Raw genomic sequence first — 14,353 nt, forward strand, 5'->3', positions numbered from 1 at the left:
CACCGGGGCGGCGGCTGCCCGATACTGGGAGGGGTGGAGTGGTTCGGCGACGACGCCTACTGGCTGAGCCGGCTGGTTTTCCAGCGGGCTCTTGCCGCCGTGTACCTGGTCGCCTTCCTCTCCGCGGCGCTGCAGTTCCGCGCGCTGATCGGCGAGCGGGGCATGCTGCCGGTGCCGGCGTTCCTGCGCCGGGTGCCGGCCCGCCAGGCGCCGAGCCTGTTCCGGCTGCACTACTCCGACCGCTTCTTCGCGCTCGTCGCCTGGACCGGCGTCCTGCTCTCGGCCGCGCTGGTGGCGGGCGCGGCCGACGACATTCCGCTTGCGGCCGCGATGGCGTGGTGGGCGGTGCTGTGGGTGCTGTACCTGTCCATCGTCAACGTCGGCCAGACCTGGTACGGCTTCGGCTGGGAGTCGCTGCTGCTGGAGACCGGGTTCCTCGCCGTCTGGCTCGGCAACGAGCGCACCGCGCCGCCGGTGGTCGTGCTCTGGCTGCTGCGCTGGGTGCTGTTCCGGGTCGAGTTCGGCGCCGGGCTCATCAAACTCCGCGGCGACCTGTGCTGGCGCGAGCTGACGTGCCTGTACTACCACCATGAGACCCAGCCGATGCCCGGGCCGCTGAGCTGGTTCTTCCACCATCTGCCCAAACCCGCGCACCGTGTCGAGGCGGGCGCCAATCATGTGGTGCAGCTGCTGGTGCCCGTCCTGCTGTTCACGCCCCAGCCGGTGGCGAGCGTCGCCGCGGGCCTGATCGTGGTGACCCAGCTGTGGCTGGTGCTCTCGGGCAACTTCGCCTGGCTGAACTGGCTGACGATCGTGCTGGCACTGCCCGCCGTCGACGGCTCGCTGATCGCCGACGGCCCCGAACTGCCGAACGCCCCGCTGTGGTACGTGGTCCTGGTGCTGGCCGTGGCCGCGGGCCTGCTGGCGCTGAGCTACCGGCCCATGCGCAATCTGTTCTCGCGGCGGCAGGCGATGAACCGTTCCTACGACCCGCTCCATCTGGTCAATTCCTACGGCGCGTTCGGGACGGTGGGCCGGGTCCGCTACGAGCTCGTGGTGGAGGGCACGGACGAGCGCGTGGCCCACGAGGGCACGGTGTGGCGCGAGTACGGCTTCAAGGGCAAACCGGGCGATGTCCGCAGGCTGCCGCGCCAGTTCGCGCCGTACCACCTGCGGCTCGACTGGCTGATGTGGTTCGCCGCGCTCTCCCCCGCCTACGCCCGCTCCTGGTTCCTGCCCTTCGTGGAGCGCCTGCTGGACGGCGACCGGGACACCTTGCGGCTGCTCGCGCACAACCCCTTCCCGGACGCCCCGCCGGTGCAGGTGCGCGCGCGGCTGTACCACTACCGGTTCACGACCTGGCAGGAGTGGCGGCGGACGGGTGCGTGGTGGCACCGGACCCCGGTACGGGACTTCCTGGCACCGACGCGACTGCGCTGAGGAGGGGGGTGCCATCGCTCCGGGCAGTCGCGGTGAACGTATCCGTGCCCCCTGCCGACACGGCAGGGGGCACGGGGGAAGCGCCGGTCAGTCGATGCCGGGAAGGATGTGCGGCTCGGCCAGGTCGTCCTCGTATCCGGCCAGCCGGATCGGGGCGGAACGGGCCCAGACCTCGAGGTTGCGGATCTCCTCCGCCTTGCCGGGCCGTTCGGTGCCGTTCTCCGACGGCCGCTTCTCATGCTTCACATCTGGTGTCACCGCGCACTCCTCTGTGTCGCGTATGTGGGACAGGGCAGTTGGGTCGCGGTGGCGCCGTCAACTCGGGCGGGACCGCGGCCGGGTTGGAAGCCTGTCCCAGGAGGGCCGAAGGGGACTTGTGGGTCCCTTGGAGGCCGTCCGTTCACTCCAGAGTAACCAAATGAGCGGACCCCCGCTCGATGGGGCCAGTAATTCGGCCCAATTCACGCCAACAACCCCCTCCAAATGGACAACGGCCGGTGCATCTGCTGTGCACCGGCCGAAGAGAGGGCAGCTATGGGTGAGTTGCCCCATTGTTACCAGTTTGCCGGGGCGTAGTCCTTGAGGAAGCAGCCGAACAGGTCCTCGCCGCTCTCGCCCCGGACGATCGGGTCGTACACGCGGGCGGCTCCGTCGACGAGGTCGAGCGGGGCGTGGAAGCCGGCTTCCGCCAGCCGCATCTTGTCCGGGTGGGGGCGCTCGTCGGTGATCCAGCCGGTGTCCACGGCGGTCATCAGGATGCCGTCGCTCTCGAACATCTCCTGCGCGCTGGTGCGGGTGAGCATGTTGAGCGCGGCCTTGGCCATGTTGGTGTGCGGGTGGCCCGCGCCCTTGTAGCCGCGGCTGAAGACGCCCTCCATGGCGGAGACGTTCACCACGTACTTGCGCCGGCCCGCGGCCGCCGCCATCGCCGGGCGCAGCCTGCTGATCAGAATGAACGGGGCGGTGGAGTTGCACAGCTGCACTTCGAGCAGCTCGACGGGATCGACCTCGGAAACCGTCTGGATCCAGCTGTTGGTGTCGTGCAGGTCGGGGACCAGGCCGCCGGCGTCGATGGCGGTACCGGCCGCGATGCGCTCCAGGGACGCGGAGCCGCTGACGAGCGCGAGGTCGGTGACGTCCTGGGCGCTCAGGCCCTCGCCGCGGGACGAGGGAAGGGCGGCGACGGCGTCCACCGCGCCGCTGCCGAACGTGCCGATGACCTGCGCGGACGGCAGCTCGCCCGCCGGCAGCGGAGCCGACTCGGCGGCGACGAGCTCGCTGTACGCCTGCGGGGAACGGCGCACGGTCTGGGCGGCGTTGTTGATCAGGATGTCCAGCGGGCCCTCGGCCGCGACGGAGTCGGCCAGGGCGACGACCTGCGCGGGGTCGCGCAGGTCGATGCCGACGATCTTGAGCCGGTGGATCCACTCATCGCTGTCCGGCATGGCCTTGAAGCGGCGGATGGCGTCGTGGGGGAAGCGCGTGGTGATCGTCGTGTGGGCGCCGTCGCGCAGCAGCCGGAGCGCGATGTACATGCCGATCTTGGCCCGGCCGCCGGTGAGCAGCGCGCGCTTGCCGGTCAGGTCGGTGCGGGCGTCCCGGCGGGCGCGGTTGTCGGCGGCGCACTTCTGGCACAGCTGGTGGTAGAAGGCGTCGACCTCGACGTAGCGGGTCTTGCAGATGTAGCAGGAACGGGGGCGCTGGAGTATGCCCGCGATCTCGCCCACGACGGACGAGGACGGCAGCAGCCCCTGCGTCTCGTCGTCGATGCGCTCGGCGGAGCCGGTGGCGGTGGCCTCGGTGACGGCCTTGTCGTGCGCGGTCTTCGCGGCCCGGCGCTCCTGACGGCGGCGCTGCTTGACCGTCCGGTAGATGCCGGCGGTGGCGCGGCGCACGACGATGGCGTCCGGGTGGTCGATCTCCAGCTTGTCGAGCTCTTCGAGCACGCTCAGGCAGACGGCCAGACGCTCGGGGTCGATGCCTGGTCCGTATACCGGGCTGTCCTCTGTGACGGTCATGGCCTGTGTTGTTCCTCGATCACTCGAATGCCGGAGTTTCAAAAGCGCGATTTTACTGAAGTGACGGGGTGCCGACCAAATGACGAGCGTCACGTCACGCCCGGCCGGAGCTGTGCCGACGCCCCGGCGGCCGGTCGAACACGCAGTCGCCGCACAGCCCGCCCGACGGACAGCGGTAGTAGAGGCAACAGGTACGGCGCCGCAGCGCGGGCCCCTGCACCGTCCCGGCCAGTCCGGGGCCGGCGAACAGCGCATCCGCGAGCGAGACCGCCCGCTCGGCGGCCTCGGGCCGCCCGGTGCGCCGCGACCACGCCCCCAGTTCCCGTACGGCTCCCGCGAGGGCGGAGCCCGCGTTGCCCCACAGCAGACGCGGCGAGACACGGGTGTCGCGGCGCAGTGCCTCGGCGAGGGGGACGAGGTGCCGCGCCTGCACCGTCTCGCGGACGGTCACCGCGTCCCCGGGGAGCCCGCGGACCTCCCGTAGCACCAGGTCGTCGGGCGCGCTCCGGGCCGGGTCCCAGTACAGCAGGGCCGGGTCGAGATCGGGCACCCGGCCGTGGAGAGCCGCGCCTCCGAGGGCCACGGACCACAGGCGGGCGGCGAGCCCGAGGTGGGCGACCGAGGCGGCGACGCGTCGCTCGGGCGCACGCAGCCCGGCGGCGACCGCGTCGACGCGCACGGTGAGCAACGAGTTCTCGCCCGCGTACACGTCGGCGAGCGGGCGGTGCCCCGGCTCCGGCTCGCCCGCGCGCAGCGCGAAGAACCCGCCGACGGACGCCGTCTCGGCCAACAGTCCCCTATCCATGCCGCTCCCCCGTTCTGGCCGCCCGTACCGGTCCGCCGGACATCCGGTGACGTCGCACCGGATCACCGTAAGGATGGCGTGGGGCCGGGCCGCGGACGACACCGGTGTCCCGGACACGCTGCCTGTCGCGAGAAGGGCAAGGGTGCACTTCGCATACTGGGCGCGCACCTGTGCCGCGCGCGGGCCTGTGTCCCCTGTGCCGCGGGCGGGCCGGTGTCCCCGCCCCCGCCCGCGACCCCGCCCGCAGGGGGATCCGGGTCGTCCTCCCGTACTACCCCGGCAGTACGGCCAAGTGCCTGCTCAAGAACGACGACGTGAAGGCGGAAGGGGGACAGGGTGGTCACCATGACCTCCCTCGCCGTGTCCGTGCTCCTGTCACTGGTCTCCGCGGTCGCCTACGCGGCCGGGGCGATCCTCCAGGAGCACGTGGCGGCCACCACGCCGTCCCGCCCCTACGCGCCGCTGCACCACGCCGGCTGGTGGGCCGCCGTCGTGCTCAACGGCGTTGGCGCGGTGCTCCACGTCGTGGCTCTGGCGTACGGGCCGCTCAGTGTCGTGCAGCCGCTCGGCGCGCTCACGCTCGTGTTCGCGCTGCCGATGGCCGCGCTGCTCGTAGGGCGCGGGGCGGGACCGACCGCCTGGCGCGGCGCGATCATGGCGACCGCCGGGCTGGCGGGGCTCCTCGCGCTCACCGGGGGCTCCGCCTCGCAGTCCCTGGGCGGCGGACAGCGCGCCGTGCTCGCGGCCGTGACGCTCGGCACGCTGGCCCTGCTCTTCCTGACCGCCCAGAGCGTGCACCGGCCGATCGTCCGCAGTGTGCTGCTGGCCGGTGCGGCGGGCGTCGCCTTCGGCATCGCCTCCGTGTTCACCAAGACCGTCGCCGTCGACTGGACCTGGGACGCGCCGCTGACCCAGTGGCCGAGCCTGCTCGTCATGGCCGTCCTCGCGGTCGGCGGGCTGCTGCTGTCCCAGGCGTCGTACCGCGGGGCCGGGCTCGCGGCGCCGCTCGCCACGGTCACGGTGGTCAACCCGGTGGTCGCCGCGGCCGTCGGGATCACGCTGTTCGGCGAGGACTTCCGCTACGGCGTCGCGGGCACGGTGCTGGCGCTCGGCTGCGGTGTCGTGGCCGCGGGCGGGCTGATCCTGCTGACGATCGAGCGGCTGGGCAGCGGTGTGCGGCCCCCGCACCGGCACGCGACCGGTGGACGACCGGACCGTCACGTGCCGGTGCGGGGCGAGCGCGTCGCCGCCCCGCGCGCCGGCTCAGATCGACACGCCGCCGGCCCGGAGGTAGGCGAGGGGATCGATGTCGGAGCCGTATCCGGGCCCGGTGCGGATCTCGAAGTGCAGATGCGGTCCCGTGCTGTTGCCGGTGGATCCTGAGCGCGCGATCCGTTGACCTGCCGTCACCTTCTGGCCGGTGCGCACGGTGAGCGCCGACAGGTGCGCGTACTGGCTGTACCTGCCGTCGCGATGGCGTACGACGATCTCGTAGCCGTACGCGCCGGCCCAGCCGGCCGACACGACGGTGCCGGGCGCGACGGCCTTCACGGCGGTGCCGGTGGGCACGGGGAAGTCCACGCCCGTGTGGTATCCGCTCGACCAGGAGGAGCCCGCCTTGCGGTACGCGGTCGACGGGCCGGCGGCCACCGGGGCGCTGAAGCCTACGTGCCGGTCGGGCCTGGTCTCGGGCTTGGGTCGCGGCTTGGGCGCGGTCCGCGGTTCCGGTGCCTTGCGCTGGGGCTTGCGCGGTTCGAAGGACCGCTTCCCGGCGGGCTGTTCGGGCTTGGCCGCGGGTCCGCCGCGCTGCCCGGGGGTGGTGCGTTCCGGGCTGCCGGACGGCCGGGCCTCGGTGCCCTCTGCACCGGCGGCGCGTTCCGTGCGGGCGGGGCGCTTCGCGGCGGCGGCCGGGGCGGCGGGTGCCGGCAGGACCAGCCGCTGGCCGGGGAAGATCAGATCGGGGTCGTCACCGACCACGGCGCGGTTCTGCGCGTAGAGCCGCTGCCAGCCGCCGCTGACCCGCTCCTGCCGGGCGATGCGGGACAGCGAGTCCCCGCGGGCGACCGTGTAGCCCTCGCGCCGCGTCGGCACGGTCGTGGGTGACGCGGCCTGTGCGGAGCCGCGCAGCCGCTGCGGCTCGCCGGGTCCGGCCGGCACGACGCCCGGCGCGTCACCGCCGCGGGTCAGCCCGGCGCGCTCCGAACAGGCGGGCCACGCGCGGGGGCCCTGCCCGTCGAAGACCTTCTCGGCGACGGCGATCTGCTGGGCCTTGGTGGCGAGGTCGGCGCGCGCGGCGTAGCGCGTGCCGCCGTACGCCTCCCATGTGGCCTGGCTGAACTGGAGCCCGCCGTAGTGGCCGTTGCCTGTGTTGGTCGTCCAGTTGCTCGTGGACGCGCAGGCCGCGACCTTCTCCCAGACGTCGACGGACGCCGCGTGCGCCGATCCCGCACCGATGAGAGGCAGCGCCATGCCGGCGCCGCCGACGGTGACGGTGAGCGAAGCGCGGTTGATACGACTCGGCTGATGTCGACGGTGCCGGCCGGTCTTGGCCATGGTGTGTTCCCCCCACTACATGTAGCTCACGCATGCAGGTCGTACCGCAGGCGGCCAACGTAGGGGCGGAATACGGAGGGTGACAAGGTTTCAGCCCGAGAGTGTCCGGAAGCCGCCCCACGGCCCCGGCGGACGCCGCACCGCCGGGGCCGGGGAGTACGTCAAGGCTCCACCACGATCTTGCGGCCCCGGCCTGCCCGGAACTGGTCCATGGCTTCGGGGTACCGCTCCAGCGGCAGCCGGTCGCTGATGAACACCGACGCGTCGAGCACGCCGGTCGCGAAGAGCGCGGCGGCCCGTTCGTAGCTGTGCAGCACCGCCATCGAGCCGGTGATGGTGATCTCCTGGTTGTAGATGCGGTACGGCTCGATCACCGCCGTCGTCGCGTAGTCGGCGACGCCGAACTGGAGGAAGGTGCCGCCCTTGGCGACGCGGCCGAGGCCGTCCTGGATGGCCTTGGCGTTGCCGGTGGCGTCGATGACGACGTCCCAGCCGCCGGGGCGGTCGAGTTCGTCGGCCGAGGCCGCCGTGCGCGAGCAGCCGAGGAGACCGGCGGTGGCGAGCCGCTCGGGGTTGACGTCGACGACGTCGACACCGGCCGCGCCGGTGCGCTTGGCGAGCTCCAGCATCATCAGGCCCATCGTTCCCGAGCCGTAGATCAGGACTTCGGCGCCGAGCGTGCTGCTGAGCACGTCGTAGCCGCGTACGGCGCAGGACAGCGGCTCGATGAGCGCCGCGTCCCGGACGTCGACGTGGCCGGGCAGTCTCACGCAGTTGGCGACGGGTGCCACCGCGTACTCGGCGGCGCCGCCGGGGACGGTGACGCCGATGGCCGCCCAGCGGTCGCAGAGGTTGCCGCGTCCGCTGCGGCAGTAGCGGCACTCGTGGCAGTGCAGCGAAGGGTCGACCGCGACCAGGTCCCCTACGGCCAGCTCGGTGACGTCCTTGCCGATCCCGACGACCTCGCCGGCGAACTCGTGACCGGGCACGATCGGCAGGGTGGGCGCGAACTCGCCCTGCAGGATGTGCAGATCGGTGCCGCACAGCCCGCACGACGCCACGGAGACGACGACGTCGCGGGGGCCCGGAGTCGGGTCGGGCACGCTCGTGACGGTGACCTTGCCGGGTGCTTCGACGATCGCTGCCCTCATTTGACGGCTCCAAGAGACAGGCCCTGGACGAGTTTGTCCTGGGCGGCGTAGCCGGCGGTGAGCACCGGCAGGGACACGACGACGGACGCGGCGCACAGCTGGGCGAGGAACAGGCCCTGGCTGGTGACGAATCCGGTCAGGTACACGGGTGCGGTCTGGGCGACGACGCCGGTGAGCACCCGGGCGAACAGCAGCTCGTTCCAGCTGAAGATGAAGCAGATGAGGGCGGTCGCGGCGATGCCGGGCCCGGCGACGGGCGCGACGACCCGGGCGAGCACGGTGGGCAGCCGGGCGCCGTCGACCTGGGCGGCCTCGATGATCGACACGGGTACGTCGGCGAGGAAGGACTGCATCATCCAGACCGCGATCGGCAGGTTCATCGAGGTGTAGAGGAGGACGAGGAGCCAGATGTTGTCGAGCATTCCGGCGTTCTTCGCGAACAGGTAGACCGGCAGCAGTCCGGCGACCACCGGCAGCATCTTGGTGGACAGGAAGAAGAACATGACGTCCGTCCACTTGTGGACCGGCCGGATGGAGAGCGCGTACGCGGCCGGGAGGGCGAGCACCAGCACGAGGACGGTCGAGAAGACGGACGCCGTCAGGGAGTTGACCAGCGGGGGCCACGGCGTGGGGCCGCCCGCGCCGCCGAAGAACGACCGGTAGCCGTCGAGGGTGAGGGAGGCGGCGACCGAGGGCGGGTTGGTGGCGGCGTCGGCCTCCGAGTGGAAGGAGGTGAGCAGCATCCACAGGACGGGCAGGCAGAAGCCGATACCGGCGGCCCAGGCGAGCAGGCCGAGGGCGGCGGAGCGGCGCCGGGCCCTGCGGGCGGCGGGCGGCAGGGGATGCGGTGGGAGTGCGGCAGTGGTCATGCGCGGGTCGCCTCCTCACGGAAGAGGGACGAGACCGCCCGGAGCGCGAACGTCGCGATGACGATGGTGCCGATCACGACGACGACTCCCGCGGCGGACGCCAGTCCGTACTCGTGGGCCTGGTAGAAGGTCTGGTAGATCGTGTAGGGCAGGTTGGCGGTGCCGAGGCCGCCCGAGGTGAGGGTGAACACGGCGTCGAAGTTCTGCACGATGTACACCGAGCCCAGCAGGATGCCGAGTTCGAGATAGCGGCGCAGGTGCGGCAGTGTCAGGTACAGGAAGATCTGCCAGGGGCCCGCGCCGTCGAGCCGGGCGGCCTCCGTCGTCTCGGCGGGTCTGCTCTGCAATCCGGCGAGCAGGATCAGCATCATGAACGGCGTCCACTGCCACACGAGCGACGCCGCGACGGCTAGCAGCGGCATCTCGGAGGTCCAGTCGGGCTGCGCGGGGCTCTCGTCGCCGAACAGCCCGGCGACCCAGGTGAGCGCTCCGTTGAGCAGTCCGTACTCGGGGTTGTAGAGGGCGTGCTTCCACAGCAGGGCCGCGGAGACCGGCACCAGCAGGAACGGGGTGATGAGCAGGGTGCGCACCAGGCCGCGGCCGGGGAAGGCGCGGTCAAGGAGCAGGGCCAGCAGGAGTCCGAGGACCACGGCGGTGACGACGACGCCCGCGGTCAGGAGCACCGTGGTGAGGACGGACTCGCGCAGGGCGGGATCGGTGAACACCAGGGCGTAGTTGGACAGGCCGGTGAAGGCGCGTTCGGCGGGGTCGAGCGAGTTCCAGTCGAACAGCGAGATCACGAGCGTGGCCACGAAGGGAAGTTGGGTCACGGCTATCAGGAAGACGAGTGCGGGCAGCAGCGGCGCCCGGGTGACCCAGGCGCGCGTTCGCCCGGTGGCGCGCGCGGTGTGCGGCGGGGGCTTGACGGGGTCCGGGGACGCGGTGCGCGCCTGTGGGCCCGACGATGTGCTGAGTGACGTACTCACCGGTACTCCTTGGCGACCTTCTCGGCCAGTGACTGCGAGGTCTTCAGGGCCTGGGGGACGGACTGGCGGCCGGCGATGGCCGCGCTGATCTCCTGGGAGACCCTGGTCCCGAGGTCGGTGAACTCGGGGATGCCGACGAACTGGATGCCGGCCGCGGGACGCGGCTGGGTGCCGGGGTCCAGCGGATCGGCGGCGGCGATGGCCTTCTCGGTGACCTCGGCGAAGGCTCCCGCGGCCTTCAGGTAGGCGGGGTGGTCGTAGGTGGAGGCCCGTTTCCCGGCGGGGACGTCCGCCCAGCCGCTCGTCCGGCCGACCAGCTCCTCGTACTCCTTGCCGGACGCCCAGGAGATGAACTTCCATGCCTTGTCCGGCTTCTTGGACGCCTTCTGCATGCCCCACGCCCAGGTGTAGAGCCAGCCGGAGCTGTCGGTCCGCTCGACGGGCGCGGGGACGTAGCCGATCCGGCCCTTCACCGGGGAGCCCGCCGCTTCGAGCGATCCGGCTCCGGCGGTGGCGTCGTACCACATGGCGGTCTTGCCCTGCGTCATGTTGTTGAGGCACTCGGCGTAGCCGGACTGGGCGGCGCCGGCCTGGCCGTGCCTGCGCACCAGGTTTACGTAGAACTCGGTCGCCCTGGTGAACTCGGGTGAGTCGAGTTCCGCCTGCCAGTCCTTGGTGAACCAGGTGCCCCCCATGGTGTTGACGACGGTGGTGAGCGGGGCGACGACCTCGCCCCAGCCGGGCAGCCCGCGCAGGCAGATGCCGTTCATCCCTCTCTCGGCGCCGTCCGCCTGGGCGGCGAGCGCGGCGACCTGGCGCCAGGTGGGCCTGGCGGGCATCGTCAGGCCCTTCGCGGCGAAGACGTCCTTGCGGTACATGAGGAAGGAGGACTCGCCGTAGAACGGCTCGGCGTACACCGTGCCCTTGTGGGTCAGCGACTGGGCGACCGGGTCCAGGATGTCGTCCTGGTCGAAGGCGGTGTCCTTGTCCGCGTAGGCGTCGAGCGGGCGGAGCCAGCCGTTCTCGGCGAAGAACGGAACCTCGAAGTTGCTGATGGTGGCGATGTCGTACTGGCCCGCCTGGTGGGAGAAGTCCTGGCTGATCTTGTCGCGGACGTCGTTCTCCGGCAGCACGGTGAAGTTGACCTCGATGCCGGTCTCCTTCGTGAAGTTCCGCGCGGTCAGCTTCTGCAGCTGGACCATCTGCGGGTTGTTGACCATGAGCACGTTGAGCGCGTCGCCCCCGCCGAAGGAGGTGCCGCCGGCTCCGGCGCATCCGGTGGCGACGAGGGCGACGGCTGCCGTGCCCGCCGCCACCCGCACGCGGATGCCACGTCGTCGTCGTTGGTGGGGCATGTGTTCTCCTGATCGTTCGTCGCGGCTCGGTGCCCGGTGTCCACGGGTCGTTTTCGGGTACGCCGGACCCGCCCGGCGGCCCGGGTGCGGCTGATGCGGTTCTGTTGTGGCGGGCTGCGGCGGCGTCGGGTCAGACGCGGACGACCTGCGGCCCCATGAGGGAGTAGCGCTGGGCCTCGGCCGAGGACAGGCCCGTGTCGGTGACGACGGCCTCGAAGTCGCCGACGTCGGCGAAGCGGCAGAAGCTGACCGCTCCGAATTTGCTGTGCACGCCGGCGAAGACGTGCCGTCGCGCGCTGCGCATGGCCTGCGCCTTGACCTCGGCGACGGCCGGGTCGGGCGTGGTCAGGCCGTACTCGCGGGAGATGCCGTTGGCCCCGACGTACGCCAGGTCGATGACGAAGCCGTCGAGCATCCGGGTGGCCCAGTGGTCGACCGTGGCCATGGTCTGGCCGCGCAGCCGGCCGCCGAGCAGCAGGACGGCGGTCTTCTCCGCGTCCGCGAGGACGGACGCCACCGCCAGCGAGGCGGTGACCACGGTCAGCGGCCGGTCCCGCGGCAGGTGCTCGGCGACGAGCTGCGGGGTGAAGCCCTCGTCGACGAAGACCGTCTCCGCGTCACCGAGGAGGTCGGCGGCGGCCGCCGCGATCCTCGACTTCTCCGGTACATGGCGCATCGTGCGCATCGCGAGCGTCGTCTCGAAACCGGCGCTCTCGACCGGGTACGCCCCGCCGTGCGTGCGGCGGACGAGTCCGTGCTCCTCCAGGGTGTGGAGGTCACGGCGGATGGTCTCCTTGGCCACCTCCAGCCGGGCGGCCAGCGCGTTGACCTCGACCGACCCGTCCCGTCGGGCGGTGTCGAGAATGGCCCGCCGGCGTTCCTCGGTGTCCACGGCCCACATCCCTGCCTGTGCTGGTGCTGCATGGCGGGCCCGTCGTCCGTTCGGGCCCATGCGTCGTTTGTACAAGCAACCGTGGCCGCCGGACCAGCGTCTTCGCCCGGCGGGGTGTGCCCGTTCCTGCCCGTTTCGCCGAGACGTCGTCGCTGGTCATCAGCCTGCGCCCGGGTGCGACGGGCCCTGTCGGCGCCCGCTTCGCACGTGACGGAGTCCGAACGGTGCCCGAGTACGTCACGAGGGGGGCCGGGCAGAGTGCGGAACGCCGCCCGTGCGTCGAGGATCGGTGAATGGCCCTGGCCGCCCGCACGTATGCGTATCCGTAAGCGCGGGAACAGCGGGCAGTGACGGCACGGACGGATCTTCCGACGGATCTCCAGGAGCACACGCATGAGTGGTACAGCCCAGATCGGTGTGACGGGACTCGCGGTGATGGGCCGCAACCTCGCCCGCAATTTCGCGCGCAACGGACTCACCGTGGCCGTGCACAACCGCACCGCGGCACGGACGCGCGCGCTGGTCGAGGAGTTCGGTGACGAGGGCGCGTTCGTCGCGGCCGAGTCGCCCGAGGAGTTCGTCGCCGCGCTGGAGCGGCCCCGCCGGCTGGTGGTGATGGTGAAGGCGGGTGAGGCGACGGACGCGGTGATCGAGGAGTTCGCGCCGCTGCTGGAGGAGGGCGACGTCATCATCGACGGCGGCAACGCCCACTTCGCCGACACCCGCCGGCGGGAGAAGGACCTCCGGGAGCGCGGCATCCACTTCGTGGGCACCGGCATCTCGGGCGGCGAGGAGGGCGCGCTGCACGGGCCCAGCATCATGCCGGGCGGCTCGGCCGAGTCCTACACCTCGCTGGGCCCGCTCCTGAAGAGGATCGCCGCGAAGGCCCCGGACGGGACGCCGTGCGTCACCCATGTCGGCCCCGACGGCGCGGGCCACTTCGTCAAGATGGTCCACAACGGCATCGAGTACGCCGACATGCAGCTGATCGCCGAGGCGTACCACCTGCTGCGCGCGGTCGCCGGATACTCACCGGAGCAGATCGCCCGGACGTTCCGCGAGTGGAACGAGGGGCGGCTGGACTCGTACCTGATCGAGATCACCGCCGAGGTGCTGGCGCACACCGACGCGGCGACGGGCGAGCCGTTCGTGGACGTGGTCGCCGACCAGGCGGAGCAGAAGGGCACGGGCCGCTGGACCGTGCAGATCGCGCTCGACCTGGGCGTGCCGGTGTCGGGGATCGCGGAGGCGGTGTTCGCCCGTTCGCTGTCGGGCCACGCGGGGCTGCGCGAGGCGTCCCGGGCGCTGCCCGGCCCTGTGCCGCAGCCGCTGGTCACGGACGAGGCGGCCCGGTTCGCCGACCGGGTCGAGCAGGCGTTGTACGCGTCCAAGATCGTGTCGTACACGCAGGGCTTCCACCAGGTGCGGGCCGGGAGCGAGGCGTATGGCTGGGACGTCGACGCGGGAGCGGTCGCGGCGATCTGGCGGGCGGGGTGCATCATCCGCGCGGCGTTCCTGGACCGTATCCGCGCGGCGTACGACGCGCAGCCGGAGCTGCCGAGCCTGCTGTCGGACAAGCAGTTCGCGGAGGAGATCGGGGCGGCGCAGGACGACTGGCGCGAGGTGGTCGCGACGGCGGCGCTTCAGGGGGTGCCGACGCCAGGGTTCTCGGCGGCGCTCGCCTACTACGACGCGCTGCGCGCGCAGCGGCTGCCCGCCGCGCTGACGCAGGCCCAGCGCGACTTCTTCGGCGCGCACACCTACCGGCGGACCGACCGGGAGGGCGCGTTCCACACACTGTGGGGCGGGGACCGCTCCGAGGTGCGGTCGGACTGAGGGCGGGTCGGGTGTAGGGGGCTGCGTGGGCCCGTTGGCGGGGGCTTGCGGGCGCGTCCGGAGATGGGGTGGGTTGCGGCACGTCTGTTGGAGCGGCATGCGGGCGCGTCCGCTGGCGGGGCCTGAGTCCGCATCTGTCCACGGAGGGGCCGCCTCCCGTGCCCCGGCCCGGCGGCATCGGCCGCCGGGCCGGGGGTCGGGTCCGGTCAGGCGGGACCCGGCTGGGGTTCGGGAGGCGGTACGGGCTCCGGAGCCGGTCCCGGTGGTGTCGGGATCGGATCCGGTGCCGGGCCCGGCTGGGGCGTCGGCGTCGGCACCGGCCCTGGCAGCGGCCCCGGGTCGGGGGGCACGCCGGGGTCCGGTGTGGGGACCGGACGTGCGGGATCGGGGTAGGGGTGCGTCATGCCGGACCTCCAAGGTGCGAAGTCGTGCGTTCCCTCTCTACGGG

12 protein-coding genes are annotated in these 14,353 nt (G+C 72.1%); 3 read left to right on the forward strand and 9 right to left on the reverse strand.

Annotation, left to right across the window (positions count from 1 at the left end):
• Positions 1 to 33: 33 nt before the first annotated feature.
• On the forward strand, positions 34 to 1,440 hold the full coding sequence (locus ACLB9X_RS22895) for a lipase maturation factor family protein (RefSeq protein WP_410362249.1): 1,407 nt from the start codon (positions 34 to 36) through the stop codon (positions 1,438 to 1,440).
• An 87-nt stretch (positions 1,441 to 1,527) separates the two neighbouring features.
• On the opposite strand, the gene ACLB9X_RS22900 is transcribed toward ACLB9X_RS22895, so the two are convergent.
• From ACLB9X_RS22900 to ACLB9X_RS22910, 3 genes are all read right to left on the reverse strand, one after another.
• A complete protein-coding gene (locus ACLB9X_RS22900; RefSeq protein ID WP_410362250.1) occupies positions 1,528 to 1,698 on the reverse strand; it encodes a hypothetical protein in 171 nt (56 codons plus the stop codon).
• A gap of 296 nt (positions 1,699 to 1,994) precedes the next feature.
• Positions 1,995 to 3,458: an SDR family NAD(P)-dependent oxidoreductase gene (locus ACLB9X_RS22905; RefSeq protein ID WP_410362251.1), complete on the reverse strand. Its 1,464-nt coding sequence runs from the start codon at positions 3,456 to 3,458 to the stop codon at positions 1,995 to 1,997.
• 94 nt (positions 3,459 to 3,552) lie between these two features.
• Entirely contained in the window at positions 3,553 to 4,263 is a 711-nt protein-coding gene (locus tag ACLB9X_RS22910; RefSeq protein WP_410362252.1) for a (2Fe-2S)-binding protein, read from the reverse strand.
• A gap of 345 nt (positions 4,264 to 4,608) precedes the next feature.
• Here ACLB9X_RS22910 and ACLB9X_RS22915 point away from each other — a divergent pair, with 345 nt between their 5' ends.
• Positions 4,609 to 5,646 carry a DMT family transporter gene (locus ACLB9X_RS22915; protein ID WP_410362253.1) on the forward strand — a complete coding sequence of 346 codons (1,038 nt, stop codon included), beginning with the start codon at positions 4,609 to 4,611 and terminating at the stop codon, positions 5,644 to 5,646.
• Here ACLB9X_RS22915 and ACLB9X_RS22920 read toward each other — a convergent pair.
• The 6 genes from ACLB9X_RS22920 to ACLB9X_RS22945 form a co-directional block, all read right to left on the reverse strand.
• On the reverse strand, positions 5,527 to 6,816 hold the full coding sequence (locus ACLB9X_RS22920; RefSeq protein ID WP_410362254.1) for a peptidoglycan DD-metalloendopeptidase family protein: 1,290 nt from the start codon (positions 6,814 to 6,816) through the stop codon (positions 5,527 to 5,529). The two genes, ACLB9X_RS22915 and ACLB9X_RS22920, sit on opposite strands and share 120 nt — an antisense overlap.
• A gap of 161 nt (positions 6,817 to 6,977) precedes the next feature.
• Positions 6,978 to 7,967: a zinc-dependent alcohol dehydrogenase family protein gene (locus tag ACLB9X_RS22925; RefSeq protein ID WP_410362255.1), complete on the reverse strand. Its 990-nt coding sequence runs from the start codon at positions 7,965 to 7,967 to the stop codon at positions 6,978 to 6,980.
• A complete protein-coding gene (locus ACLB9X_RS22930) occupies positions 7,964 to 8,836 on the reverse strand; it encodes a carbohydrate ABC transporter permease (protein ID WP_410362256.1) in 873 nt (290 codons plus the stop codon). The genes ACLB9X_RS22925 and ACLB9X_RS22930 overlap by 4 nt, the downstream gene beginning before the upstream one ends.
• Positions 8,833 to 9,822: a carbohydrate ABC transporter permease gene (locus tag ACLB9X_RS22935; protein ID WP_410362257.1), complete on the reverse strand. Its 990-nt coding sequence runs from the start codon at positions 9,820 to 9,822 to the stop codon at positions 8,833 to 8,835. The genes ACLB9X_RS22930 and ACLB9X_RS22935 overlap by 4 nt, the downstream gene beginning before the upstream one ends.
• Entirely contained in the window at positions 9,819 to 11,177 is a 1,359-nt protein-coding gene (locus tag ACLB9X_RS22940; protein ID WP_410362258.1) for an ABC transporter substrate-binding protein, read from the reverse strand. Before ACLB9X_RS22940 ends, ACLB9X_RS22935 begins: the two co-directional genes overlap by 4 nt.
• A gap of 130 nt (positions 11,178 to 11,307) precedes the next feature.
• Complete coding sequence (locus tag ACLB9X_RS22945; RefSeq protein ID WP_410362259.1) at positions 11,308 to 12,069, reverse strand: DeoR/GlpR family DNA-binding transcription regulator; 762 nt, start codon at positions 12,067 to 12,069, stop codon at positions 11,308 to 11,310.
• Between the two features lie 393 nt (positions 12,070 to 12,462).
• Here ACLB9X_RS22945 and gndA point away from each other — a divergent pair, with 393 nt between their 5' ends.
• On the forward strand, positions 12,463 to 13,905 hold the full coding sequence (gene gndA, locus ACLB9X_RS22950; RefSeq protein WP_410362260.1) for an NADP-dependent phosphogluconate dehydrogenase: 1,443 nt from the start codon (positions 12,463 to 12,465) through the stop codon (positions 13,903 to 13,905).
• Positions 13,906 to 14,353 lie beyond the last annotated feature (448 nt).

It is taken from the genome of Streptomyces sp. 5K101, from assembly GCF_046506645.1.
Lineage (GTDB): Bacteria > Actinomycetota > Actinomycetes > Streptomycetales > Streptomycetaceae > Streptomyces.